The 24,645-nt window shown below is 64.8% G+C and carries 21 protein-coding genes; 10 read left to right on the top strand and 11 right to left on the bottom strand.

Translation table 11 applies throughout. From position 1 onward, the window contains the following. Window positions 1-194 precede the first annotated feature (194 nt). A complete protein-coding gene (locus JQ592_RS18525) occupies window positions 195-1,010 on the bottom strand; it encodes an acyl-CoA thioesterase (RefSeq protein ID WP_211404247.1) in 816 nt (271 codons plus the stop codon). A gap of 94 nt (window positions 1,011-1,104) precedes the next feature. Continuing rightward, complete coding sequence (locus JQ592_RS18520; RefSeq protein WP_211404246.1) at window positions 1,105-3,621, bottom strand: glycogen/starch/alpha-glucan phosphorylase; 2,517 nt, start codon at window positions 3,619-3,621, stop codon at window positions 1,105-1,107. 202 nt (window positions 3,622-3,823) lie between these two features. Here JQ592_RS18520 and JQ592_RS18515 point away from each other — a divergent pair, with 202 nt between their 5' ends. Further along, complete coding sequence (locus tag JQ592_RS18515; RefSeq protein ID WP_211404245.1) at window positions 3,824-4,057, top strand: hypothetical protein; 234 nt, start codon at window positions 3,824-3,826, stop codon at window positions 4,055-4,057. Between the two features lie 91 nt (window positions 4,058-4,148). Here JQ592_RS18515 and JQ592_RS18510 read toward each other — a convergent pair whose 3' ends face one another. After that, window positions 4,149-4,439 carry a GIY-YIG nuclease family protein gene (locus JQ592_RS18510; RefSeq protein WP_211404244.1) on the bottom strand — a complete coding sequence of 97 codons (291 nt, stop codon included), beginning with the start codon at window positions 4,437-4,439 and terminating at the stop codon, window positions 4,149-4,151. 193 nt (window positions 4,440-4,632) lie between these two features. Here JQ592_RS18510 and JQ592_RS18505 point away from each other — a divergent pair, with 193 nt between their 5' ends. Continuing rightward, the gene (locus JQ592_RS18505; RefSeq protein WP_211404243.1) at window positions 4,633-5,064 is read left to right on the top strand and encodes a hypothetical protein; all 432 of its coding nucleotides are present in this window, start codon (window positions 4,633-4,635) and stop codon (window positions 5,062-5,064) included. Between the two features lie 148 nt (window positions 5,065-5,212). Here JQ592_RS18505 and JQ592_RS18500 read toward each other — a convergent pair whose 3' ends face one another. Then, window positions 5,213-5,989, bottom strand: a complete 777-nt coding sequence (locus JQ592_RS18500) for a DUF2865 domain-containing protein (RefSeq protein WP_211404242.1) — start codon at window positions 5,987-5,989, stop codon at window positions 5,213-5,215. Between the two features lie 247 nt (window positions 5,990-6,236). Continuing rightward, window positions 6,237-6,800: an orotate phosphoribosyltransferase gene (pyrE, locus tag JQ592_RS18495; protein WP_018647906.1), complete on the bottom strand. Its 564-nt coding sequence runs from the start codon at window positions 6,798-6,800 to the stop codon at window positions 6,237-6,239. 203 nt (window positions 6,801-7,003) lie between these two features. Here pyrE and JQ592_RS18490 point away from each other — a divergent pair, with 203 nt between their 5' ends. After that, a complete protein-coding gene (locus JQ592_RS18490) occupies window positions 7,004-7,630 on the top strand; it encodes a glutathione S-transferase family protein (protein WP_211404241.1) in 627 nt (208 codons plus the stop codon). Between the two features lie 120 nt (window positions 7,631-7,750). On the opposite strand, the gene JQ592_RS18485 is transcribed toward JQ592_RS18490, so the two are convergent. The 3 genes from JQ592_RS18485 to JQ592_RS18475 form a co-directional block, all read right to left on the bottom strand. After that, a complete protein-coding gene (locus JQ592_RS18485) occupies window positions 7,751-8,386 on the bottom strand; it encodes a LysE family translocator (protein ID WP_211404240.1) in 636 nt (211 codons plus the stop codon). A gap of 149 nt (window positions 8,387-8,535) precedes the next feature. Then, complete coding sequence (gene polA, locus JQ592_RS18480; RefSeq protein WP_211404239.1) at window positions 8,536-11,613, bottom strand: DNA polymerase I; 3,078 nt, start codon at window positions 11,611-11,613, stop codon at window positions 8,536-8,538. Window positions 11,614-11,855: 242 nt separating this feature from the next. Next, window positions 11,856-12,923 (bottom strand): acyltransferase family protein, encoded by a 1,068-nt coding sequence (locus tag JQ592_RS18475; RefSeq protein WP_211404238.1) that lies wholly within the window; start codon window positions 12,921-12,923, stop codon window positions 11,856-11,858. A gap of 193 nt (window positions 12,924-13,116) precedes the next feature. On the opposite strand from JQ592_RS18475, the gene JQ592_RS18470 reads away from it, so the two are divergent. Further along, window positions 13,117-14,430 carry a UDP-glucose dehydrogenase family protein gene (locus JQ592_RS18470; RefSeq protein WP_211404237.1) on the top strand — a complete coding sequence of 438 codons (1,314 nt, stop codon included), beginning with the start codon at window positions 13,117-13,119 and terminating at the stop codon, window positions 14,428-14,430. A gap of 133 nt (window positions 14,431-14,563) precedes the next feature. Beyond that, window positions 14,564-15,454 carry an aldose 1-epimerase family protein gene (locus JQ592_RS18465; protein ID WP_211404236.1) on the top strand — a complete coding sequence of 297 codons (891 nt, stop codon included), beginning with the start codon at window positions 14,564-14,566 and terminating at the stop codon, window positions 15,452-15,454. A 92-nt stretch (window positions 15,455-15,546) separates the two neighbouring features. Here the strand turns inward: JQ592_RS18465 and JQ592_RS18460 are convergent, their stop codons facing one another. Next, on the bottom strand, window positions 15,547-16,704 hold the full coding sequence (locus JQ592_RS18460; RefSeq protein WP_211404235.1) for an acyltransferase family protein: 1,158 nt from the start codon (window positions 16,702-16,704) through the stop codon (window positions 15,547-15,549). A gap of 267 nt (window positions 16,705-16,971) precedes the next feature. On the opposite strand from JQ592_RS18460, the gene JQ592_RS18455 reads away from it, so the two are divergent. Next, a complete protein-coding gene (locus JQ592_RS18455; RefSeq protein WP_211404234.1) occupies window positions 16,972-17,787 on the top strand; it encodes a response regulator transcription factor in 816 nt (271 codons plus the stop codon). Window positions 17,788-17,789: 2 nt separating this feature from the next. Here JQ592_RS18455 and JQ592_RS18450 read toward each other — a convergent pair whose 3' ends face one another. Then, window positions 17,790-18,929 carry an alpha/beta hydrolase family protein gene (locus JQ592_RS18450; protein ID WP_211404233.1) on the bottom strand — a complete coding sequence of 380 codons (1,140 nt, stop codon included), beginning with the start codon at window positions 18,927-18,929 and terminating at the stop codon, window positions 17,790-17,792. A gap of 88 nt (window positions 18,930-19,017) precedes the next feature. Then, entirely contained in the window at window positions 19,018-19,404 is a 387-nt protein-coding gene (locus JQ592_RS18445; RefSeq protein ID WP_211404232.1) for a c-type cytochrome, read from the bottom strand. A gap of 437 nt (window positions 19,405-19,841) precedes the next feature. Here JQ592_RS18445 and pgm point away from each other — a divergent pair, with 437 nt between their 5' ends. The 4 genes from pgm to JQ592_RS18425 all read left to right on the top strand — a co-directional run bounded on the left by pgm (window position 19,842) and on the right by JQ592_RS18425 (window position 24,572). Continuing rightward, a complete protein-coding gene (pgm, locus tag JQ592_RS18440) occupies window positions 19,842-21,488 on the top strand; it encodes a phosphoglucomutase (alpha-D-glucose-1,6-bisphosphate-dependent) (RefSeq protein WP_211404231.1) in 1,647 nt (548 codons plus the stop codon). 286 nt (window positions 21,489-21,774) lie between these two features. Continuing rightward, window positions 21,775-22,824: an aromatic ring-hydroxylating dioxygenase subunit alpha gene (locus tag JQ592_RS18435; RefSeq protein WP_211404230.1), complete on the top strand. Its 1,050-nt coding sequence runs from the start codon at window positions 21,775-21,777 to the stop codon at window positions 22,822-22,824. Window positions 22,825-22,827: 3 nt separating this feature from the next. Further along, window positions 22,828-23,580, top strand: a complete 753-nt coding sequence (locus tag JQ592_RS18430; RefSeq protein WP_211404229.1) for a GntR family transcriptional regulator — start codon at window positions 22,828-22,830, stop codon at window positions 23,578-23,580. Window positions 23,581-23,591: 11 nt separating this feature from the next. After that, entirely contained in the window at window positions 23,592-24,572 is a 981-nt protein-coding gene (locus JQ592_RS18425; RefSeq protein WP_211404228.1) for a PDR/VanB family oxidoreductase, read from the top strand. The last annotated feature ends 73 nt before the right edge of the window (window positions 24,573-24,645 follow it).

Raw genomic sequence — 24,645 nt, 5'->3', positions numbered from 1 at the left:
GGTGGTGCTTGTGAGCACCGGAGTACGCCACACACTCGGTGTCGTCCCGGCGTAGGCCGGGACCCATACCGCGTGATCTATCGAGGGAGTGCGGTGCAAGTACCGGCGAAGAAAACGTCGCTACGAATCTTCGCCAAACCCCGGCCTGTGGTTATGGGTCCCGGCGTTCGCCGGGACGACGTTGGGGAGGGGCCTCAGGCCTTGAAATACGCGATCTGCGTCGTGGTCGCGAGCAGCCTGCCATTCGGCGACCACAGTTCGGCGTTCTGGTCGGCGTAGCTCTTGTGCATGACCTTCGAATCCACGGTCGCCAGCACGCGCGTGATGTCTTCAGCCGCGAGCTCTTCGCTGTCGGTGTGGAAATAGGTCGTCAGCGACACCGTGCCGAACGGCACCAGCTCGCGCCGCGCGTGGAAGATGCGGCCGAAGAAGGCGTCGGACATCGACATCAGCGACAGCATGTCGAGCTGGCGCGGCGTGCGGTCGCTGATCCAGATTTTCGAATAGGTGCTGGCAAGCTCGGCCTGCGGCGGGCCGATCCGCATCTCGCCCTCGACGAAGCGGAATTCATACTGGTTGGCCCACGACGCCGAAATCCTGGGGAATGGCAGCGTCTGTTCGAACGGCTTTGCATCCGGGGCCTTCGCCACCCTGTGCTCCCAGGATGGCCGCCGTTCGGCGAACACCGCGGTGGCGAGCGTTGCGACCTCGCCGCCGCCTTGCGACAGCTCGACGCTCCAGTGCTGGCTGGAGCGGTTGGCCTTTACCAGCCGCACGTCGAGATCAAACGGGCCCTTCGCGATCGGCGCGCAATAATTGACGGTGACGGCGAGCGGATCGCCGGCGCGTTCGGGATGGTCGATCAGCGCGCGTAAGATAGTCGCGGCGGTGGCGCCGCCGAACGGGCCGACAAAGGCCCAGTAATCGTCGCTGGTGTGCCCTTGCCAGCTGCTGTCACCCGCACTGATGCGCGTGGCGTCGTCGAAGGGATGCGGGAGCTTGGCGTGCATTGTTTGATCCGGCTTTCAATGACGGACGTCATATCACGTCCGACGCCGGTTTGTGCAATTACCTCTGGGGTAGGCGATTTCACGCCGCGGAAAATCAGCCCGCGACGTCGCGCAGGTCCGGCAGCACCGGCGTGGTCGGGTTGACCGGCACGTTCCAGATCTCCTCGGCATATTCGCGGATGGTGCGGTCGGAGGAGAACCACGCCATGCGCGCGACATTGAGGATGGAGGCGCGCGTCCAGGCCGGCGCCACCTGCCAGCGCGCGTCGACCGCGCGCTGCGCCTCGTAATAGGAATCGAAGTCGGCGCTGACCATGTAATGGTCGAGATAGCGCAGCGCGTGTGCGATGGACTCGAAGCGGCCGGGATCGCCGGGCGAGAATTCGCCGGCGCCGACCGCATTGATGGCGCGCTGCAGTTTCGGCGACCTGCGGATCACGTCGGAGGCATCCAGCCCCTGCTTGCGGCGGATCATCACGTCCCCGGCTTCCATGCCGAAGATCGCGATGTTCTCGGCGCCGACGTGGTCGCGGATCTCGATATTGGCGCCGTCGAGGGTGCCGATGGTGATGGCGCCGTTCAGCGCCAGCTTCATGTTGCCGGTGCCGGAAGCCTCCATGCCGGCGGTCGAGATCTGCTCGGAGAGATCGGCCGCGGGAATGATGACTTCGGCGAGGCTGACATTGTAGTCGGGCAGGAAGGCGACCTTCAGCTTGCCGCTGATCGCGGGATCGTTGTTGACGACTTCGGCGACGTCGTTGATCAGCTTGATGATCAGTTTCGCATAGCGATAGCTCGCCGCCGCCTTGCCGGCGAAGATCTTCACCCGCGGCACCCAATTGCCGTTGGGGTCGTCCTTGATCGCCTGGTACAGCGCGACCGTCTCGATGACGTTGAGCAGCTGGCGCTTGTATTCGTGGATGCGCTTGATCTGCACGTCGAACAGCGCGCCGGGGTCGACCTTGATGCCGAGCCGCTCGCCAATCAGGCGAGCCAGCGCAGCCTTGTTGGCGTGCTTGACGGCACGGAATTTCTTCTGGAATTCGACGTCGCTGGCGCGGGCCTCGATCAGGCTGAGCTGGGTCGGATCGTCGAGCACGGCCTCGCCGCAGGTCTCGCGTAACAGGTCGGTCAGCTTCGGGTTCGCCAGCATCAGCCAGCGGCGGAAGGTGATGCCGTTGGTCTTGTTGGTGATGCGGCCGGGATAGAGATGGTTGAGATCGTGGAACACGGTCTCGCGCATCAGGTCCGAATGCATCGCCGAGACGCCGTTGATGCGATGCGAGCCGACGAAGGCGAGCTGGCCCATCCGAACGCGGCGGCCGCTTTTCTCGTCGATCAGCGAGACCGAGGCGCGGAAGTCGATGTCGCCCGGGCAGCGCGCTTCGGCGAGCGCCAGATGCTGCACGTTGATGCGGTAGATGATCTCGAGATGCCGCGGCAACAGCCGCTCGAACAGCTCGACCGGCCAGGTCTCCAGCGCTTCGGGCAGCAGCGTGTGGTTGGTGTAGGAGAGGGTGGCGACAGTGATTTTCCAGGCCTCGTCCCAGCGGAAATTGTGCAGGTCGACGAGGATGCGCATCAGCTCGGTGACGGCAAGGCTCGGATGGGTGTCGTTGAGCTGCACCGCGACCTTCATCGCGAGGCTGCGGAGCTGGCCGTCGGAGGTGAGGTGGCGGTTGACGAGATCCTGGAGCGAAGCCGAGACGAAGAAATATTCCTGGCGCAGCCGCAGCTCGCGGCCCGCAGGGCTTTCATCGTTCGGATAGAGGAATTTGCAGATCGCCTCGGCGCGGGCCTGTTCGGACGAGGCGCTGACATAGTCGCCGGAGTTGAAGACATCGAGCTTCAGCGGATCGGGCGAGCGCGCCGACCAAAGCCGCAGCGCATTGACGTGCTGGCCACGCCAGCCGACGATCGGCGTGTCATAGGCGATCGCCTGCACCGTCTCGGCCGGATGCCAGATCGCGCGGTCGCGGCCCTTGTCGTCGACATGCTCGACGCCGCCGCCGAAATGGACGTGATAGATCACCTCGGGCCGCTGCAATTCCCAGGGATTGCCGAAGCTCAGCCATTCGTCCGGATATTCCTGCTGCCAGCCTTGATTGATGATCTGGCGGAACAGGCCGTAATCGTAGCGGATGCCATAGCCGATCGCGGGGATCGACAGCGTCGCCATGCTCTCCATGAAGCAGGCGGCGAGCCGTCCGAGACCGCCATTGCCGAGCGCGGCATCCGGCTCGCATTTGCGCAGCTCCGGCAGCGAGACGCCGAGATCGCCGAGCGCGACCTCGAAGATCTTGAAGAGGCCCATGTTGTTGAGCGCATCGGTGAAGAGGCGGCCGATCAAAAATTCGAGCGAGAGATAGTAGACGCGCTTGCGCCCGGCATCGTAGCTGCGCTTCTCGGCGCTGAGCCAGCGATGCACGATGCGGTCGCGCAGCGCCAGCGCGGCGGCCTGGTACCAGTCGTGCTTCGTCGCCATGCCTGCGTCCTTGCCGATGGCAAGGCGCAGCTTCGCCAGGATCGCGCCCTTGATCTCAGCCAGCGCGAGCTCGTCGATGGGCTGGCCGGGGGCGGGAAAATTTGGCTGGAACGATTGATCTTGCAAGGCCGTCACTTCCTGGTCGAAACAACACCACTGAACCTACGCGTCCTGCGCCTGCTCCGGAACCATCGCTGGCGCGGGCGGCACTGCGCTGGCGCAAATTTATGCAAGGAACGGGCCGTTTGGGAACCCGGACGAGCACGGAAAGACGCGGATTTCCTGCTAGCATGGCGGTCAATTCAGCCAGCAGTGTGGAGGAGATGCCATGCGACTGTTGATCGAAATCGCCGCCGCCACCTTCCTCGTCGTCTGCATCACCGCCTCCAGCGCGGCATTCGCCGCCGGCAAGATCGGCCGCAGCGCCGATGGCCTCAGCTGCGGCTTTGCTGTCCCGCAAAATGCCTCACCCGCCACCCGCTGCGCCGCCATCAAGCGCCAATGCGGCGGCAAGTTCTACGCGAATGCATGCGGGGACAGGTTGGTGTCGGCGGCGAATTGACGGGGATGGTGCAGCGGATGCAGCGTTGTTTGAGCGCGAGCTTCCACCACATCGTCGTCCTGGCGAAAGCCAGGACCCATTACCCCAACTGTCAAATGAGGCCCGACTGGTCATTCCAGTCGGGATTTTCCTGCTCGATCAGTTTGATCTTCCAGTCGCGCTTCCAGAACTTCAGCTGCTTCTCTCGCGCGATTGCTTCTTGCGGCGTCGCGAACGCTTCGACGTGAACGAGACGGAAGATCTTGTACTTCTGCACGAACTTCGAGCCACGTCCCGAGCGGTGCAACTCGATACGCGCGTGTAGATCATTCGTGATGCCAATATAAATCGTGCCGTGATGGCGGCTCGCCAGGATGTAGACGTAGTAGCTGCCTGCGCTCATGTGGCCTCAGCTCGCAAAAGCAACGCTGACCGGGGTAATGGGTCCTGGCTTTTCGCCAGGACGATGATCTCAACAACCAACCCTTCACCATCAGAACAAATTAAGAACACTTTAGCAAGTCTTTGATATATCATTGTGATTCGGCGCGTTGCCGACACAATATCTAGCATCTGCAAGACTTCGCGAGGACTACATGTCCACCATTGCCTTCGACCAGTTTGCCCTCACCCGGATCGCCGATTTCGCGCGCTCGCTGTCGCGGCTGCATCAGGCGGCGCGGCGGCAGAGGATCGACGACGACCAGTTCGACCGCGAGTTCAACGCGGTTTGCCAGTCAATCTGGGGCTACACCATCGACGACATCAGCGACGATCTGTTCTCGACCGAGGATCACCTGTTTCTCGACACGCTGGACGAAGCGCATGCGCGCATCTTCGCAGCCGAGCAGGGTTATGACCTCATAGGCGAGACGGTCATGCTCACCGACTGGTGGGGATTCTGCTGGATGATCCTGGCCGAGAAGCGCGGCCTCCTGACGTCGGAGAACCGCGCCGCCGCGCGCGCTGCGATCGAGGAGAAATATCTGGCGGCGCCGAACGTGATCGGGGTGATCATCGGGCGATAGGTGCCGCAACCTCCGTCATTGCGAGCGTAGCGAAGCAATCCAGAATCTTTCCGCGGAGGGATTCTGGATTGCTTCGTCGCATCAGCGCAAAATTGCTACGCAATTTTGTCGCGAGCTCCTCGCAATGACGGCCTGGAGAGAGTTAGGGCTACTCCAGCCCCGCGCGCTTCGCCGGCTTCGGCGTCTTTGGCACCGTCACATCAGGCAACGCCTCGCGCACGATCTCGGCCGGGGCTGGCGCATCCGCCGACACCGTCTCCGCGCGCACCGGCGCCACCTTCATCTCGCCGAGGCGGGCGCGAACCTGCGCGGTGAGGCCGGGATAGGAGGCGACGGGGGTGAAGTCGGCGGTCTGGTCGTTGCCGACGCGGATGCCGGTATAGGCGACGAGGCCGTCGGAGGTCGCAATCACGTCGCCGGCCTTCAGCGAGGAGTCGAGCGCGAGATCGACCGGCGCAAGGCCGACCGGCTCGCGCCCGTTGCAGGTGCAATCCGAACGCAGCGCCTTGCGATAGGCGAACGCGTTCTCGCTGTCGGCGTAGCGCTCGCCGGTCTGCGAATAGGCGCCGTCGATGGAGGAGCCGAAATAGACCTTGGTTGCGGTGGCGGGACAGAATGCCTGACACATCTGCGCGGGCGAGACGAGGCCGCGCATCAGCGGGAAATATTTGCCGTCACAGCTGCGCACGCAGAAGGCAGGTCCGGAGCCGCCGGCCGCGGCCGAGCGTGTGGGCGGCACATATTGCGGGGTTGCGGCATTCTGCTGGCCGGTGAAGGGATCGGTGTAGGAATTCGCCTGCTGCGGCACCTCGCGCTGCGGCCGCTGCTGTTGCATCCCGCCGAAGAAGAAGTCGAACAGGCCCTCGGCCGAAACCGGGGCCGGAGCCGCGAGCAGCGGAGCTACCAGGGTGGCGGCCACAAGCATCGCGCGACGCCGCCGGCGCGCATGGGACATGACTGTACGCAATGCTGACTCCACCCGACGCTACTGAACCGGCTGGGACCATCAGGCCTCAGCACATGATTCACGATAAAGCGGGATGGTAAATGAGCAGTTGAGCGGAGGCGGTTTCAAGACGAGGCGGTGGCCTCTTTAAGGCCGCGCGCAGCTTTGGACGGATGGTTGCTTTCGGGGCACACCGAGGCATGGCGGCGAAGGATGTTTCGCCGCCTCACGCCTTCAAGAACTCCGACGCTTTGTACAGCGAGCGGAACGGCAGGCCGGCCGCACCGAAGGTGTCGGTGGCGCCTTCCTCGCGGTCGACCATGGTCAGCACCAGCACCACTTCGGCGCCGGTCTCGCGCACGGATTCCACCGCCTTCATCGCCGAGCCGCCCGTGGTGGTGACGTCCTCGACGATCACGACGCGCTTGCCGGCCAGCGTCTCGCCCTTGGGCAGGCCTTCGATCGCGAGCTTGGCGCCGTGCTCCTTCGGCTTCTTGCGCACGAAGAAGGCGGCGATCGGATGGCCCTTGATCCAGGAGATCTGCGCCAGCGCGCCGGCGAGCGGCACGGCGCCCATCTCCAGCCCGCCGATGAAATCGAGCTGGTCGTCCTTCAACGCCTCGTAAGTGAGCTCGGCCAGCAGGGTCGCCCCCTCGGGGTCGAGCATGGTCGGCTTGAGGTTGAAGTAGAAATCGCTCTTGCGGCCCGACGCGAGCGTCACCTCGCCACGGCCGAATGAGCGCCGGCGGATGATCTCGAACAGGCGGGCGCGGGAAGCGGATTTCGACACGGCGGTCCCTCGAACAGCGTTTTTGGAGGAGGCGGAATTTATCCGCGACGGCGGCGACATTCCAGTGGGGGCAGGCCCCGCAAGATCACCGTCAACAGGGCATCGCCCGCGGCGATCGGACAGCCACCATGCCCGACCGCTGGTTGAAAGACCGCGATGTCCTGGGCTAGTGGGATGCCAGCAATGCGGGAAGGAACAGCCAAATGACCATTGAGCTCCACACCTGGAATACGCCGAACGGCCGCAAAATCTCGGTCGCGCTGGAGGAAATGGGGCTGCCCTACAAGGTGATTCCGGTGAACATCACCAAGGGCGAGCAGATGGCGCCGGAGTTCCTGAAGCTTTCGCCCAACAACAAAATTCCCGCCATCCTCGATCCCGAGGGTCCGGACGGCAAGCCCGTCAGCATCTTCGAGTCCGGCGCGATCCTGCTCTATCTCGGTGAAAAGACCGGCAAATTCCTGCCGAAATCGCTTTCCGCGCGCATCCCGGTCTACGAATGGCTGATGTGGCAGATGGGCGGCTTCGGCCCGATGCCCGGCCAGGTGCACCATTTCATCGCGCTCGAGAACGAGCAGGACCGCGCCTATGGCCTGAAGCGCTACATGGCCGAGACGCGCCGGCTCTACGGCGTGCTCGACCGCCGGCTTGAAGGGCGCGACTTCGTTGCCGGCGACCTCTCGGTTGCCGATTTTGCCATTTTGGGCTGGGCCTGGCGCCATCCTCGCCACAAGGTTGATCTGGCGGACTTCCCCAACGTCAAGCGCTGGTACGAGGCCCTGATGGCCCGCCCGGCGGTGAAGCGGGGGATGGAGGCGAAGCTGGATTGAGCGGACGGTGTCATCGCCCGACTTGATCGGGCGATCCAGTATCCCAGAGGCGGCAGTGATTGAGCCGAGAGGCCGCGGCGTACTGGATGCCCCGGTCAAGCCGGGGCATGACAGTGTGCCTCACACCTTCTTCGCCTCGACCGCCATCCGCACCGCAAGCCCGGCCAGCACGGTGCCCATCAGCCAGCGCTGCACCAGCATCCAGCTCGGCCGGCTCGCCAGGAACAGCGCGATCGAGCCTGCCGCGAGCGCGATCATCGCATTGACGCTGACGCTGATCGCGATCTGGATCGCGCCCAGCACTACCGACTGCGTCAGCACGCTGCCGGCTGTGGGATCGATGAACTGCGGCAGCAGCGCCAGATACAGCATCGCGATCTTCGGGTTGAGCAGGTTGGTGACGAAGCCCATCGCGAACAATTTGCGCGGGCTGTCGATGGCGAGCTTCTTCACCTGGAACGGCGAGCGCCCGCCCGGCTTCACCGCCTGCCAGGCGAGCCACAGCAAATAACCGGCGCCGGCAAAGCGCAGCGCGTCATAGGCGAAGGGAATGGCGAGCAGCAGCGCCGTGATGCCGAACGCCGCGCACAGCATGTAGAACACGAAGCCCAGCGCCACGCCGCCGAGCGAGACGATGCCGGCCGCCGGCCCCTGCGTGATCGAGCGCGAGATCAGATAGATCATGTTCGGCCCGGGCGTGAGCACGAGGCCGAGGCAGACGAGGGCGAAGCCGAGCAGGGCGGACGTGTGGGGCATGACTGAACCGGTGCGGGAGATGCAGAGGTTCTAATATGCGAAGGGCGGCAGGGCCATCGCGCAATTGCTCGGAGGACAATTGAGTGCCTCGCCGCGCACTCGCTGCACTCCCGCGCCCCGTTCTTACGGGGAGAGGTGAAGGGGCCCCGCTAATGCGCCTCGTCCCAATTGTTCGCTGCGCGCGCGTCGACATGCAGCGGCACCGACAGCAGCACGGCGGGGAACGGTGCGTCCTGCATGACCTTCTGCACGACGGGCAGCGTCGCTTCGACCTCGGCGTCCGGCACCTCGAAGATCAGTTCGTCATGCACCTGGAGCAGCATCTGCGCCGAGAGCTTCTTCTCGGCGAGCGCGTCCTCCACCCGCGTCATGGCGCGGCGGATGATGTCGGCGGCGGTGCCCTGCAGCCGCGCGTTGATTGCCGCGCGCTCATTGAAGGCGCGCACCGAGGCGTTCGAGGCCTTGATGTCAGGGTAATGGCACTTGCGGCCGAACAGCGTGGTGACGTAGCCGTGGCTCCGGCAGAAATCGCGCGTCTCGTCCATGTAGGCGCGGATGCCGGGGAAGCGCTCGAAATATTTCTTGATGTAGGCGGACGCCTCTTCGCGCGCGATGCCGAGCTGGTTGGCGAGGCCGAACGCGGAGATGCCGTAGATGATGCCGAAATTGATCGCTTTCGCGCGGCGGCGGATCTCGCTCGGCATGCCCTTGATCGGCACGCCGAACATTTCCGAGGCGGTCATCGCGTGAATGTCGAGGCCGTCACGAAACGCCTGCTTCAGCACGGGAATGTCGGCGATTTCGGCGAGCAGCCTGAGCTCGATCTGCGAATAGTCGGCGGAGACCAGCTTGTGCCCGGGTGTGGCGATGAAGGCGCGGCGGATCTTGCGGCCGTCCTCGGTGCGCACCGGAATGTTCTGCAGGTTAGGCTCGTTCGACGACAGCCGTCCCGTCGTGGTCGCGGCCAGCGCGTAGGTCGTGTGCACGCGATGGGTCTGCGGGTTCACATAGGTCGGCAGCGCGTCGGTATAGGTCGATTTCAGCTTGGAGACCTGGCGCCACTCCAGGATCTTCTTCGGGAAGTCGTGGCCTTGCTCGGCGAGATCGTCCAGCACCTGTGCGGTGGTGGACCACGCGCCGGTTTTCGTCTTGGTGCCGCCTGATAGTCCCATCTTGCCGAACAGGATGTCGCCGATCTGCTTGGGGCTGCCGACATTGACGGGCTCGCCCGCGATCTCCTGGATTTCGGCCTCGACCCGCGCCGCGGTCTGGGCGAAGTCGCCTGATAGCCGCGACAGCACCTGGCGGTCGATCGAGATGCCGCGCCGTTCCATCCGCGCGAGCACTGACACCAGCGGCCGCTCCAGCGTCTCATACACCGTGGCCATGTGCTCGGCGATGAGGCGCGGCTTCAGCACGCGCCAGACCCGCAGGGCGATGTCGGCGCCTTCGGCCGAGAGCGGCGCGGCCTTGTCGATCGGGACCTGGTCGAAGGTGATCTTGCCCTTGCCGCTGCCGAGCAGCTCGCTCTCCTTCAGCATGGCATGGCCGAACCAGCGCTCGGACAGCTGCTCCAGCGCGTGCGAGCCGCGGCCGGCGTCGAGCACATAAGAGATCAGTTGCGCATCGTCGATGTTGCGCAGGGTGATGCCGTGCTGCGCCAGCATCACGGCGGTGAATTTGGCGTCGAAACCGATCTTGAGGATGCCTGACGATTCCAGCACCGGCCGCAGCGCTTCGATCGCATCGGTATGCTTGATCTGGTCGGGCGCAAGGCCGGCGTCGAACAGGCCGGCGCCGCCGCCGGACTGTTTGTGCGCCAGCGGTACATAGCAGGCCTCGTTCGGCGCCAGCGCCAGCGCGATGCCGCAGAGATCGGCCTGCATCGGATCGATCGAGTTTCCTCGAAGCTCGATCGCGACATGACCCGTGTCATGAATGCGCGCAATGAAGGCGTTGAGCTCCTTCAGCGACTTGATCGCCTGGTACTTGGCTCGCTCGACCGGAAGCTTGCGCAGCGCCTCTTCACGCGCTGCGGCGAGCGAGATCGGCGCGCCCTTCGGGCTCGCGGCCTTGTCCTCCTTGCCCGCTGATTTGTTGGGCTCGTTCGGTCGGGCCTGCGGTGCCGCGCCGGTGCCCGGCGCGGGCACGATGTCCGAGGGCGGCAGCGGCGAGAAGACGCTGGCGCCGGTGGCATAGCCGGGATCGGCATCCACATTGGAGGGGTCGATCTGCGAATATTCGGCGACGCGGCGCGTCAGCGTGGTGAACTCCATCGCCTTCAGGAAGGCGATCAGCTTGCGCGCATCCGGCTCGTGGACCGCGAGGTCGTCGAGCGGCACCTCCAGCTCGACCTTGTCGTCGAGCAGCACGAGCTGCCGCGAGATCCGCGCCTTCTCGGCATTATCGAGCAGCGCCTCGCGCCGCTTCGGCTGCTTGATCTCGGTGGCGCGGAACAGGAGCTGCTCGAGGTCGCCATATTCGGTGATCAGCTGTGCCGCGGTCTTGATGCCGATGCCGGGTACGCCGGGAACGTTGTCGGTGGAATCGCCGGCGAGCGCCTGCACTTCCACCACCTTCTCCGGCGGCACGCCGAACTTCTCGATCACCTCGGGGATGCCGATGCGGCGATCCTTCATGGTGTCGTACATCATGATCTTGTCGTTCACGAGCTGCATCAAATCCTTGTCGGAGGACACGATGGTCGTGGTGGCGCCGCGCGTGGAAGCCTGCCGCGCGTAGGTCGCAATGAGATCGTCGGCCTCGAAGCCCACCTGTTCCAGGCAGGGCAGGTCGAAGGCGCGCACCGCCTCGCGGATCAGCGCGAATTGCGGGATCAGATCATCCGGGGCCGGCGGCCGGTGCGCCTTGTACTCGGGATAGATCTTGTTGCGGAAGGTGATCTCCGACTTGTCGAAGATGATCGCCAGATGCGTCGGCCGGTCGTTCTCGGGCATGTCGCGCAGCAGCTTCCACAGCATGTTGCAGAAGCCGAGCACGGCATTGACCTGCAAGCCGTCGGACTTGCGGTTCAGCGGCGGCAGCGCGTGATAGGCGCGGAAGATGTAGGAGGAACCGTCGACCAGGAACACATGATCGCCCTTGCCGGCCGCCTTGGCCGCGACCGGTTTGGCAGCAGCTGTCGCAGCGGGCTTGGTTTCGGCGGCAGCCTTTGGCGCGGCCTTGGTGTCAGCTTTGGTGGAGGTCTTCGGGGAGGTTTTGGGCATGGCCGCAATGTATGAATTTTTGCGGGGTTTGACAGCCTTGGGAGGGGGATTTTTGGCGCGATTCCCACACCTCTCGTCGTCCCGGACAAGCGCGCCTCAAGCGCGCGCAGATCCGGGACCCATAGCCACGGGGAGTAGTTTTGCGAAGGCTCGTGGTTGCCATTTCCCGCCATAACCACTTCCTGGGGTTATGGGTCCCGGCCCCCGTGCGCAATTGCGCACTAGGCCGGGACGACAGCGGATTACTCCGCCGCCTGCAACACCGGCCCCGCCTTTTTCGGCGCGATCCAGAACGCGTTCGGCCGCTCGAACAGGAAGTGCGCGTTAAGCCGCAGCGCAACCTGCCAGATTGCGAGCGCGCCAATCACGCCGGCGACGGTGACGATCAGCGACACCGTGCCGATATCAGGGATGATGCCGGTGCGGAGCAGCAGGGTCCGCGTCGCCGCCATCGGCAGAAAGAAGGCGAGATAGATCACGATCGAATGCTCGCCGCAGAAGCGGAAGAAATTCAGCCAATGCGCGCGTGCGAGCAGCGTGCCCATGGTGATGATGGCGCAGGCGCCGGCGAAGCCGAGCACGAGCGAGACGATCTTCCATTCGCTGGCGCCGAGCGCGACGAGGCCGGCATTGACCAGCGCCCAGGTCGCGAGCGCTATGAGCGCCAGCGCGGGATGCCTGCGCGCGCGATCCGACAGCGCGAACACGGTGGGCGCGAACAGATAGCCCGAGTAGAAATAGACGAAGCGCGCGCAGAACTCGTCGATCGCGGTCCAGCCGGTCGAGATGCGCGCCGTCTCCAGCGCCGCGGCGATCAGCCAGATCGCGAGCGGCGGGATCCTGCGTGTCAGTTTTGTGACGACGAAGAAGACCGGCAGCAGATAGATGAACCAGAGCGTGCCGAACGGCTCGATGAAGGATTCGAGATAGAGGAGGCCCACCTCGCGCCAGCTCGTCTCGGCCGCAAAGGCCGGCGCCTTGAAGCCGAACTGGATTGTCACCCAGACGACATAGAAATAGGCGAAATGCATCACCTTGCGGTCGAGATAGGTTCGCCAGTCGCGGTCGATCACGAGCGGCAGGAACAGGCCCGAAATCAGGAAGAAGTCCGGCATCCGGAACGGCTTTGCGAAGGCCACGGCGACATGCATGAAACCGGTCTCGCCGGCGGCGAGCTCGACCCCCAGCACCGAATGCATCATCACGACCATGACGATGCAGATGCCCTTGGCATAGTCGACCCAGTCGACACGCGCGGCGGCCGGAGCCTTGATGGCTCCGTGTGCTGCGATTGTGCCTGATGAAGCCATGGTGTTCCTTTTCGAGGCGTGTTCCGCCCGGCTTTGTGCGGCCGCGGGGCAGTTTGGGGCCTTGCGGTTTCCGACTTCTTTACCGGTTCAATTCGCGTGCCGGTTTTTGCGCGCGGACTGTTCCCTCACTACCGGAAAATGCTAAACCGCCCCGCATTGGGGTTTCGTTAACCAAGCCAGAACAGGGTTTTTCATGCGAATCGCGATGATCGGAACGGGCTATGTGGGACTGGTGTCCGGAGCCTGCTTTGCGGATTTCGGTCACGACGTCACCTGCGTCGACAAGGACGAGAAGAAGATCGCGGCCCTGCACCGCGGCGAGATCCCGATCTACGAGCCCGGCCTCGACGAGCTGGTCGCAACCAACGTCAAGGCCAAGCGGCTCGACTTCACCACTGACCTGTCCAAGCCGGTCGCGGATGCCGATGCCGTGTTCATCGCGGTCGGCACCCCCTCGCGCCGCGGCGACGGTCACGCCGATCTGTCCTACGTCTACGCCGCCGCAAAAGAGATCGCGCAGTCGCTGACCGGCTTCACCGTCGTGGTGACGAAGTCGACCGTGCCGGTCGGCACCGGCGACGAGGTCGAGCGCATCATCCGCGAGACCAATCCGAAGGCGGACGTCGTGGTCGCCTCCAACCCCGAATTTCTGCGCGAGGGCGCGGCGATCCGCGACTTCAAGTTCCCCGACCGCGTCGTCGTCGGCACCTCCGACGAGCGCGGCCGCAAGGTGATGGGCGACATCTATCGCCCGCTGTCGCTGAACCAGGCGCCGCTGATGTTCACCGCGCGCCGCACCGCGGAGATGATCAAATACGCCGCGAACGCGTTCCTGGCGACCAAGATCACCTTCATCAACGAGATCGCCGACCTCTCCGAAAAGGTCGGCGCCAACGTGCAGGAGGTCGCGCGCGGCATTGGCCTCGACAACCGCATCGGCACCAAGTTCCTGCATGCCGGCCCCGGCTTCGGCGGCTCGTGCTTCCCGAAGGACACCAAGGCGCTGATCAAGATCGCACAGGATTATGACGTGAACCTGCGCATCGTCGAATCCGTGCTTGCCGTGAACGAGAACCGCAAGCGCGCGATGGCGCGCAAGGTCAGTCAGGCGCTTGGCGGTTCGCTGCGCGGCAAGACCATCGCCGTGCTCGGCCTGACCTTCAAGCCCGACACCGACGACATGCGCGATGCACCGTCGATCCCGCTGGTCACCGGCCTCATCGACATGGGTGCGAAGGTGAAGGCGTTCGATCCCGTCGGCATGGAGCAGGCGAAGGGTGAGCTGCCCAACATCACCTATTGCGAAGATGCCTATTCCTGTGCGCAAGGCGCCGATGCCCTCGTCATCGTCACCGAGTGGGTGCAGTTCCGCGCGCTCGATCTCGACCGGCTGAAGGCGACCATGGCGCAGCCCGTCGTCGTCGACTTGCGCAACATCTACCGCCCCGAAGAGATGGTCGCCGCCGGCTTCATCTACGAGAGCGTCGGGCGCTCGTCGCAGGCTTAAGCAAGCCGTTTGACGTTGAGCTTCGCCCGCCCCATCCTGGGGCGGGCGAAATCGTCTCTGCTGCGATATGATACAGTCGCATCAGGTCGCCGCGCTTTGGCCCGTCAGCCTCGTTGCCGCCATGGAGATTGTCATGACCGACGACACGCACACGATCCGCAGCGGCGGGCTGACCGCGACCGTCAAGGCGCAGGGCGCCGAAATGTGCTCGCTGAGGAGCGACGCCGGCGTCGAATTCGTCTGGCAGGCCGAGCCGGCCTGGCCGCGCCATGCGCCGCTGTTGTTTCCGATCGTCGGGCGTCTCGCCAATGACGAATTGCGGCACCGGGGCAAGACGTACCGGATGACGCAGCACGGCTTTGCGCGCGACAGCCGCTTCCGATGGGCGGAGCGCGGCGAAAGCCGCTGCGAGCTGGTGCTCGAAGACAGCGAGGCAACGCGCGCGCTCTATCCGTTCGCGTTCCGCCTGACGGCCACCTATGCGATCGACGACGCCGGTCTCGACCTTTCGCTCACGATTGCCAACACCGGCAGCGAGACATTGCCGGCGTCGCTCGGCGGCCATCCCGCCTTCAACTGGCCGCTCCAGCCCGGTGTGTCCAAGGAAAGCTACGCGCTCACCTTCGCGAACGCAGAGTCATCTCCCGTTCGCCGTCTCGACGGCGGTATGCTGCGTGCGGCAGCGGAGGCAACTCCCGTCAAAGGCACGGCGCTGCCCCTGTCCGATTCCCTGTTCGTCGACGACGCGATCATCTTCGACCGGATCGAGAGCAACTCGGTTCGCTTTGCCGCAGGCGAGGGCGTATCGACTGGGCCCTCGCTCAAAATGTCATGGCGCGGTTTTCGCGAACTCGGCGTCTGGTCGAAACCGTCGGGCGCGCCGTTCCTCTGCATCGAGCCCTGGCGCGGCCATGCCAGTCCCGCCGGCTTCGACGGCGAGTTCAGCGACAAGCCCGGCCTGATGCATATCGCGCCCGGCGCGGACGAGCGATTGTCGTTTCGGATCGAGGTCGCATCGTCCTGAGATCGACGATCCCTAGACCTCGATCCGCGTCAGGTCCTCGCCGATCACGACCGGACCCGAATAGTCTTCTCGGACGTCCGCGAGCAGCGCGTTCAGCTCACGCCTGTCGCAGCGGCCGCGACGTTGGGTCCGATGGCGGGCCGGCTTGACGCCCGTGAGGTCAGGCGATGCGCGAGATCCTGTGCGTGCCGCTCGACCAGATGCCAGGTCGCGCGCGCGACGAGATAGCTGAGCGCGGCCGTGACGGCATAGGCGATGAGCAGCGAGACCAGCCCGTCCGCGAGCGGCCAGATCTGGCGCAGGCCGTAGATCACGGCGAAGTGCGACAGGTACATCGAATAGGAATTGCGGCCGAGCGTCTCGATCGGCGACCACCGGATCGCCAGGTGAATGCAGCCGGCAACCAGCGCGCCGAGCACGAGGTTGATCATCAGATAGTTGAACTCGTGCGAGCCGGTGGCGCGATCGGCGATGAAGGACAGCGCGATGAAGGCGACGAGGATCGCCGCGTCAGACTTCGCAAAGCCGTCGCGCAGCGCGAAGAACAGCGCGCAGCCGACGAGGAAGACCGGAAGCTGGTTCAGGAAGCTGATGTGGAGCGCGTTCCAGACGAACGCTTCATTGCCCGGCCCGTAATAGGCGGAGAACAGCGCAAAGGCGAACGGCTTGAACAGGCAGACATTGACGAGATGCAGCACGATCGCGAGCCCGAGATAGAGATGACGGCGCGCGCCGAACGCGGCGATCAGGAGCGGGAAGAGGAGATAGAATGTCATCTCCGCGGCGATCGACCAGTCGCCCGGTACGATGCTGTTGACGCTGTCCGGCCAGAAGCCGTGCAGGAATGTCGCCGTCAGGATCACCTGGAGCGGCCCGATGCCGTTGGGTGCGTTGGTGCTCGGGCCAGTGCCGTTGACGGCGAGATAGAGCGGGATCGCGAGCCAGAACAGCGGCGCGATGCGCAAGGCACGTCGGATGTAGAAGTTGCGCGTCGGATTGGTTTCGGTCCGCTGCGTCCACATCAGGCACATCGTCATGGCGCTGACAAAGTAGAACACGTTGACGCCGGTCCAGCCGCACATGAAGGCGAAGTCGACGACGCGGATATTCGATGGAAAGGATTGTGAGACATGGATCGCCATCACGCCGACGATGGCAAGGCCGCGCAGAAAGTCGAGGCTGTGCGAACGGCCGAAGGGCGTTGTGGTTTTCTCGGTTCGACCGGCAACTGGCCGGGGCTGCCCCTGCATAACGCCTGCTCCTTCGGTTTCCATCTGCAGGCGGGACCATAGAGGCGCGGCCGGCTTTCCCGAAGCCGAAGGCATTCTTTACGTTAACCGGCGTTCGAGTCCGGAGCCGGCACCGCGGCGCTCGCACGGACCATGCCGGGATGATGGTGCGCCGGATGAGAAGTGTGGGGTAATTCATACTTAATACGGCGAGATCGTGACCAATATTGTTTGGGCGGCACAATAAGCCTAGTATTGGCCAGGCAATTTCGGGGGCTCGAACCAGCTGTGAATGTTCGTTCACATGACAATGTGTTGCGCGACGGCGCGACTTTTCAGGCCGGGTCGCACGCACACAGGACATCCAACATCGTGGCTGATTCCGCACGTCAGGAGATACGTCCCGCGGGCCGCGAGCGGCTGATCGTGGTCGAGGACGATCCGGTGACGCGGACGATGCTGGTCGGCTATTTCAACGACAACAATTTCGACGTGGTCGGCGCCGGCTCCTGCGCGGAGTGCCGGCAAGCGTTGCGCTCGCGCACCGATCTCGTCTTCCTCGACGTGCAGCTGCCCGACGGCGACGGCTTCGACCTCGCCAAGGAGATCCAGGCGACCAGCAACGCGGGCATCATCTTCGTGACCCGCCGCGACACGGACGTCGATCGCATCCTCGGCCTCGAGATCGCCGGCGACCATTACGTCACCAAGCCGATCAATTTGCGCGACCTGCTCGCACGTGCGCGCAGCGTGCTGCGGCGGCGCTCGATCGACCGCAAGGCGGCGCGCAACCACAATTCGATCGCCTTCGGCGACTGGATCATCGACCTGACGCGGCGCGAGCTGCTCGGCGCCGACGGCAAGCCGGTGGCGCTGACCCGGGCCGAATTCGACCTGCTCGCGGCGCTGGTCGGGGCCGACGGCAGACCGCTCAGCCGCGACTATCTGATCGAGGTCGTCAGCAACCGCCAGGCCGAGGTCGACATCCGCACCGTCGATGCGCTGGTGGCGCGGCTGCGTCGCAAGCTCGTCGGCAGCGGCACGCCCGTCATCGCGACCGTCACCGGCGTCGGCTACAAGCTTGCGCTCAGCGAACGCCTCTAGCGTTACCGCGCGCGGGCGCTCTGGTCCGTCGACTTCTTCTGCGCAGGCCCGGCCAGCCGGTCGTCGACCGCATAGAGCGTGCAGGTCGTCGACCATTTCATGCAGGCGGTGAGCGAATCGCGCTGGGCATCGTCGGCGGTGGCGCGCCCTGAACGCCAGCCGTAGCCGCCGTTCGGCGACACCGCAAACGCCTTGTGCGGCAACGTGCTGGCAAGATAGCGCGCGAACTCCGCGCGCGCGGCCTCGTTGAGCTGGCTCGGCGGCGGCAGCGGATCGGGCGGGCTCAGGATGTCATGGTTCAGCCCACGTTCGCGCAGGAACGCATCCACATAGGGCGTCCATTGCGGGCGGCCGGCCACGGAATAGAGATAATGTCCATCGTCGCCGTAAGCCGGCGCTGCGACGAACTTGGCGGTGCCGCCATGGCCGCGAAACCCGTCATACAGCCGGCGCGCGAGTTCGGGGCCGAAATACGAATCGTTGCTGGCATAGACCCACAGCATCGGCACCCGCGAGGTCTTGCCGAAGCTGGCAAAGGCCTGCACCAGCCCATCCTCGTTGCAGACGTCGTCGTCGTCGCGCGAGCCGCGGCCGCCGGCGAAGCTGATCGCGGCGACGAGGCCGCTTGGTGGCTGCGCCGTCAGCGCGACGGTGGCGAGCCCGCCGGCGGAATGGCCTGCCGCGATCATGCCTGATGTCGTGACGTCGGTCCGCCGCGCCATTGCGTCGATCGCCGCGCGCAAATCGGCCACCGCAACCGCCGCTGCCGGCAAATAGGCGGCATTGGCGCAGCCGCCGACGCTATCGGCGCGGCCGCCGGGTGAGGTGCCGTAGCCGCGCCGCATCACGATCAGCGCGGCAAAGCCGCGCCGGGCATATTCGAGCGCGATGCCGTAATATTTGTGCGCCGACATCGTCGCGCGGTCATCGAACTTGCGCGGCGAGCCATGGCTGAGCAGCGCCAGCGGATAGCGCTTTGTCCCCGCCGGGCGCACCAGGAATGCCTCCAGCCCCTGCGGCCCCGCCTCCGTCATCGGGATGCGCAGATCCTCGGTGTAGAACTCGGCGGCGTTGGCGCGCACAGCAAGCCCCGCGATGGCGAGTAGGATGAGCACGCGCAGATGCCAGCGCGCCAAGTCCATGGGTGGATGATTCTCCGTGGCCGCGCGGATCATAACAGAACCGCATGCCCCGGCGAACTCATCCTGATCTCATCGCTCTAGCGGCCGCTCATTTCAGCGTCTGAAGATAGGCGATGACATTGGCCCGATCCGCGGGGTTCGGCAGCCCCTTGAAGAACATCTTGACGCCGTGGACGTCGCCGCGGGGGTCGGCGAGGTAGGCATCCAGCGCCGTCGGCGTCCATGCCGCCTTGTTGGCCTTCATGGCATCAGAATAGGCGAAGTCCGGAACGACGGCAGGCTTGCGGTCAACGACATTCCAGAGGCTTGGGCCGACCTTGTTCACCCCGATCGCCACCGCGTGGCAGTTCTCGCAGGTTCGCTGGAAGACGGCCTTGCCCGCGGCGGCATCGCCCTCGGCGGCGGAGGCGGACGGTGTGGGCAACGACGACGTGGCCAGGGCCAGCACGAGCGTGAAGATCAAACGTCCAGTCATCTTGAGTTAACTCCCCCAAGGCAATCAGCAAGGCAATCAGCGAGGAATCAGCCAAGGGATCGGCGGGCTGATCCTGCAAATCCCGGCTTTCGTTGATCAAACGGCAAGCAGCGTGCCCCACGCCACGCGGCGGCGTCTTTGTCCTGAATCAACCGAAATCCGAGACCAAAGTACGAGGCGCGCCATGCGTCATCGCCATGGATCATCCTGAGCCGGATGCGCGTTGTCGGTTGAGTCGGGCCGGTCACTTGTGCCGGTCCGGCAATCGGCTTGGCGATGCGCCGGCCGATGGTATGGTGTTCGAGAGCGTTTTCCAGCGAAGTGGATGCCGGTTTGCGTGAAGAAAACGCGTCAAAACAAGAATCTGGAGCTTCTGTTCCGATTCTATCGGAACGGAAAAAGCTCTAGGCTGTCGTTTGAAGGCACGGAGAGTTGCAGTGGCAGAAGTCGATCCCGCGGCGGGTAAGCCGGTTGCGCCGAGCGCGCTCACCAACATTCCGCGGCTGGTGACGGCCTATTTCGCGGGCAAGCCCGATGTTGCGGACCCCGCGCAGCGGGTGGCGTTCGGCACCTCCGGCCATCGCGGCACCTCGTTCAAGAACACGTTCAACGAGGGCCACATCCTCGCGACGACGCAGGCGATTTGTGACTACCGGAAGGAGAAGGGGCTGACCGGCCCGCTCTTCATAGGCATCGACACCCATGCGCTGGCCGAGCCGGCGCTGGTCAGCGCAGTCGAGGTGTTCGCCGCCAACGGCGTCGACATCATGATCGACAAGGATGGCGGCTACACGCCGACGCCCGTGATCTCGCACGCGATCCTCACCTACAACAAGGGCCGGACCTCGGGCCTTGCCGACGGCGTCGTCATCACGCCCTCGCACAACCCGCCGGAAGACGGCGGCTACAAATACAATCCGCCGCATGGCGGCCCCGCCGATACCGACGTGACCGGTGTGGTCGAGAAGCGCGCCAACGCCTATCTCGCCGACGGCCTCAAGGGCGTGAAGCGCATCGACTACGCCAAGGCGCGCAAGGCCGCGAACGTCCACCCTTACGACTTCATCACGCCCTACGTCGCCGATCTCGGCAACGTCGTCGATCTCGACCTGGTCAAATCCGCCGGCATCAAGATCGGCATCGATCCGCTCGGCGGCGCCGCCGTGCATTACTGGCATCCGATCATCGAACGCTACGGCCTCAAGGCCACCGTCGTGAACGAGGCGATCGACCCGACCTTCCGCTTCATGACGGTCGACTGGGACGGCAAGATCCGCATGGACTGCTCCTCGCCTTATGCGATGGCCAGCCTGATCGGCATGCGCGACCGTTTCGACGTCGCCTTTGCCAACGACACCGACGCCGACCGCCACGGTATCGTCACGCGCACCGGCGGCCTGATGAACCCGAACCATTATCTGGCGACTGCGATCTCCTATCTGTTCGCGCACCGCCCGAACTGGGGCAGGGACGCTGCGATCGGCAAGACCGTGGTGTCGAGCTCGATCATCGACCGCGTCGCCAAGAAGCTCGGCCGCAAGCTGGTGGAGACGCCGGTCGGCTTCAAATGGTTCGTCGACGGCCTCGTCAGCGGCGGTTTTGGTTTCGGCGGCGAGGAGAGTGCGGGCGCCTCGTTCCTCAGGCGCGACGGCACGGTGTGGACTACCGACAAGGACGGCATCATCCTCGGCCTGCTCGCCGCCGAGATCATGGCGAAGACCGGCCGCGATCCCAGCCTGCTCTTTAATGATCTCACGGCCGAGTTCGGCGTGCCGCATTACGCGCGCATCGACGTAGCGGCGACCGGGCCGCAGAAGAACATTTTGAAGTCCGTCACGCCCGAGCAGCTCGGCCTGAAGGATCTCGCCGGCGATCCGGTTCGCTCGACGCTGAGCAAGGCGCCCGGCAACGGCCAACCGTTCGGCGGTATCAAGGTCGAAACCGATTTCGGCTGGTTCGCCGCGCGGCCGTCCGGGACGGAGGACGTCTACAAGATCTATGCGGAAAGCTTCCGCAGCACCGAGCACCTGAAGCGGATTCAGGAGGAGGCTCAGGCAGGGCTGAAGAAGGTGTTCGGGGCGTAGGGGCCGAGCCGAGCGCCGCTCTAACTGCCCCTCCAAGGAAGGGTCGCCGTATCAACAGGTGTCATCACCCGCGAAAGCGGGTGATCCAGTACGCCGCGGCGGAAGATGTGTGCACCCAATATCTGCCGCGGAGTACTGGATTCCCCGCCTTTGCGGGGGATGACAGTTATCTATGTATACAGAGTCTGCGTAATAGGTATTATAGTACGCCCATTTTGATCTTGAACAATTCAATCCCTTCGCTATTGTATACATAACGCATACATAAGCCGTGGGAGTGAGACCGATGACAAAGCCCTTCCCCATGAACGCCTGGTACGCCGCGGCCTGGGACGCCGAGGTGAAGCCGGCGCTGCTGCCGCGGACGATCTGCGGCAAGCACATCGTGATGTACCGGAAGGCCGACGGCTCGGTGGCCGCGCTGGAGGATGCCTGCTGGCACCGCCTGGTGCCGCTGTCCAAGGGCCGGCTCGAAGGCGACACCGTCGTCTGCGGCTATCATGGCCTGAAATACAACGCGCAGGGCCGCTGCACCTTCATGCCCTCGCAGGAGACCATCAACCCGTCGGCCTGCGTGCGCGCCTATCCCGTCGTCGAGCGTCACCGCTACATCTGGCTCTGGATGGGCGATCCCGCGCTGGCCGATCCCGCGCTCGTGCCCGACATGCATTGGAACCACGATCCGGCCTGGGCCGGCGACGGCAAGACCATCCACGTCAATTGCGACTACCGCCTCGTGCTCGACAATCTCATGGACCTCACCCACGAGACTTTCGTGCACGGCTCCTCCATCGGTAACGATGCCGTGGCCGAAGCGCCGTTCGACGTCACCCACGGCGAGAAGACGGTGACGGTGACGCGCTGGATGCGCGGCATCGAGGCCCCGCCGTTCTGGGCCAAGCAGCTCGGCAAGCCCGGCCTCGTCGACCGCTGGCAGATCATCCGCTTCGAGGCGCCGTGCACCATCGCCATCGACGTCGGCGTGGCGCCGACGGGTACCGGCGCGCCGGAAGGCGACCGCTCGCAGGGCGTCAACGGCTTCGTGCTCAACACCATCACGCCGGAGACCGAGAAGACCTGCCACTACTTCTGGGCCTTCGTCCGCAACTACCAGCTGGGCGAGCAGCGCATCACCACAGAGATCCGCGAGGGCGTCTCCGGCATCTTCCGCGAGGATGAGCTGATCCTGGAGGCGCAGCAGCGTGCCATGGACGAGAATCCCGATCGCGTCTTCTACAACCTCAACATCGACGCCGGCGCGATGTGGTCGCGCAAGCTGATCGACAAGATGGTGACGAAGGAAAATCCGCCGCCGCGCCTCCAGGCCGCGGAGTAAGTCATGGCCGAGCGTGAGGTCGATCGCTCCATCTCGCAGACCGTGAAGGCGCAGCTGGCGCTGCGCGACCAGATCCTGTCGGGGTCTTTGCGCCCCGGCGAGCGCATCTCCGAGCTGCAGGCGGTGGAGACCACCGGTGCTTCGCGCACGCCGGTGCGCATGGCGCTGGTGCGGCTGGAGGAGGAGGGCCTGCTGGAAGCAATCCCTTCCGGCGGCTTCATGGTGAAGGCCTTCTCCGAGCGCGACATCTCCGATTCCATCGAGCTGCGCGGCACGCTGGAAGGCCTGGCTGCGCGCTTCGCTGCCGAGCGCGGTGTCTCCGCGCGGGAGCTCGAGCCGTTGAAGGAATGCCTAGCTGCGATCGACGAGCTGCTGCGCCAGGTGCCGATCTCGATCGAGGCCTTCTCGTCCTATGTCACGCTCAATGCACGCTTCCACGCGGTGCTCACGGAATTGTCGCGCAGTCCGCCCCTGATCCGGCAGATCGACCGCGCCTCCGCGCTGCCGTTCGCATCCCCAAGCGGCTTCGTGATGGCGCAGTCGGCGCTCCCCGAAGCGCAGCAGATCCTGATCATCGGGCAGGAGCACCACCGCGTCGTCATCGACGCCATCGAGAACCGCGAGGGCGCGCGCGCCGAAGCCATCATGCGCGAGCATGCGCGGCTTGCCGTGCGAAACCTTCGGCTCGCACTGCGCAACCGGACCCATCTCGACCTCTTGCCGGCGCTGGCGCTGATCAAGACCGCAACCGATTGAGGGCAGTCATCATGCGCTTCATCGAAACCTGGACCCCGGCAACGCTTCTCTCGACGCGCGACCTTGCGCCCGGCATCCGCGAATTCCTGATCCGCCCGGATCAGTTCGACGGCGCCGCCTATCCCGTCGGCAGCCACATCAATGTCAGCGTGACCATCGACGGCCAGCCGGAGACGCGGTCCTATTCGCTGGTCGGCGAGGCCTCTTCGCACGGCCTTCGAATTGCGGTGCGCCGCGCCGAGGATTCCCGCGGCGGCTCGCGCTACATGTGGTCCTTGCAGCCGGGCGCGCGGCTCGACATCACCCAGCCCGCCTCGCTGCTTGCAGTGGACTGGACGCGGGAAAACTATTGCCTGATCGCCGGCGGTATCGGCATCACCCCGATCCTCGGCGCGGCACAGGCGCTGGCGCGCCGCGGTGCCAATGTCACGCTGCACTATGCCGTGCGCTCGCGCACTGAGGCCGCCTATCTCGACGATCTCGCCGCAATGCTCGGTGACCGCCTCGTCGTCCATGCCAGCGAGGAAGGCCAACGCCTCGATCTCGACGCGCTGTTCGCGTCATTGCCGCAAGGTGCGCTGGCGCTGTTCTGCGGCCCGATGCGGATGCTCGATGCCGCGCGTCACGCCTGGATCGGCGCCGACCATCCGCTGCCCGATCTCCGCTACGAAACCTTCGGCTCCAGCGGTACGCTGCCGACCGAAGCTTTTCGCGTGCGCCTGAAGGGCTCGAACGTCGAGCTCGAAATCCCGCGCGAGCGTTCGATGCTGGACGTGCTCAACGCCAGCGGCCACGAGGTGATGTACGATTGCAAGCGCGGCGAATGCGGCCTCTGTGCCATCGACGTCGTCGAGGTCGACGGCGAGATCGACCACCGCGACGTCTTCTTCAGCGACCATCAGAAGGAGAGCAACGACAAGATCTGCGCCTGCGTCTCCCGCGCGCGGGGCACGATCACCGTGGACACGCTGCTGCGGGCGGATGCGGTCTGAGGCGGCTCCTCCGGACCGAGCACGTCTCGGGGAGGGGATCGTAGCCCGGATGGAGCGGAGCGAAATCCGGGGC

Origin of the sequence: Bradyrhizobium iriomotense (assembly GCF_018129405.1) — a bacterium.
Taxonomy (GTDB): domain Bacteria; phylum Pseudomonadota; class Alphaproteobacteria; order Rhizobiales; family Xanthobacteraceae; genus Bradyrhizobium; species Bradyrhizobium iriomotense_B.
Note: the sequence above shows the minus strand (reverse complement) of the source record. Positions and strands in the feature narration are given on the sequence as shown.

Coding starts and splice junctions, on each gene's coding strand:
- JQ592_RS18470 (WP_211404237.1), top strand. CDS start 13,117: ATGCGAATCGCGATGATCGGAACGGGCTATGTGGGACTGGTGTCCGGA.
- JQ592_RS18450 (WP_211404233.1), bottom strand. CDS start 18,929: ATGGACTTGGCGCGCTGGCATCTGCGCGTGCTCATCCTACTCGCCATC.
- JQ592_RS18465 (WP_211404236.1), top strand. CDS start 14,564: ATGACCGACGACACGCACACGATCCGCAGCGGCGGGCTGACCGCGACC.
- JQ592_RS18445 (WP_211404232.1), bottom strand. CDS start 19,404: ATGACTGGACGTTTGATCTTCACGCTCGTGCTGGCCCTGGCCACGTCG.
- JQ592_RS18435 (WP_211404230.1), top strand. CDS start 21,775: ATGACAAAGCCCTTCCCCATGAACGCCTGGTACGCCGCGGCCTGGGAC.
- JQ592_RS18510 (WP_211404244.1), bottom strand. CDS start 4,439: ATGAGCGCAGGCAGCTACTACGTCTACATCCTGGCGAGCCGCCATCAC.
- JQ592_RS18485 (WP_211404240.1), bottom strand. CDS start 8,386: ATGCCCCACACGTCCGCCCTGCTCGGCTTCGCCCTCGTCTGCCTCGGC.
- JQ592_RS18475 (WP_211404238.1), bottom strand. CDS start 12,923: ATGGCTTCATCAGGCACAATCGCAGCACACGGAGCCATCAAGGCTCCG.
- JQ592_RS18430 (WP_211404229.1), top strand. CDS start 22,828: ATGGCCGAGCGTGAGGTCGATCGCTCCATCTCGCAGACCGTGAAGGCG.
- JQ592_RS18525 (WP_211404247.1), bottom strand. CDS start 1,010: ATGCACGCCAAGCTCCCGCATCCCTTCGACGACGCCACGCGCATCAGT.
- JQ592_RS18500 (WP_211404242.1), bottom strand. CDS start 5,989: ATGCTTGTGGCCGCCACCCTGGTAGCTCCGCTGCTCGCGGCTCCGGCC.
- polA (WP_211404239.1), bottom strand. CDS start 11,613: ATGCCCAAAACCTCCCCGAAGACCTCCACCAAAGCTGACACCAAGGCC.
- JQ592_RS18425 (WP_211404228.1), top strand. CDS start 23,592: ATGCGCTTCATCGAAACCTGGACCCCGGCAACGCTTCTCTCGACGCGC.
- JQ592_RS18515 (WP_211404245.1), top strand. CDS start 3,824: ATGCGACTGTTGATCGAAATCGCCGCCGCCACCTTCCTCGTCGTCTGC.
- JQ592_RS18460 (WP_211404235.1), bottom strand. CDS start 16,704: ATGCAGGGGCAGCCCCGGCCAGTTGCCGGTCGAACCGAGAAAACCACA.
- JQ592_RS18505 (WP_211404243.1), top strand. CDS start 4,633: ATGTCCACCATTGCCTTCGACCAGTTTGCCCTCACCCGGATCGCCGAT.
- JQ592_RS18490 (WP_211404241.1), top strand. CDS start 7,004: ATGACCATTGAGCTCCACACCTGGAATACGCCGAACGGCCGCAAAATC.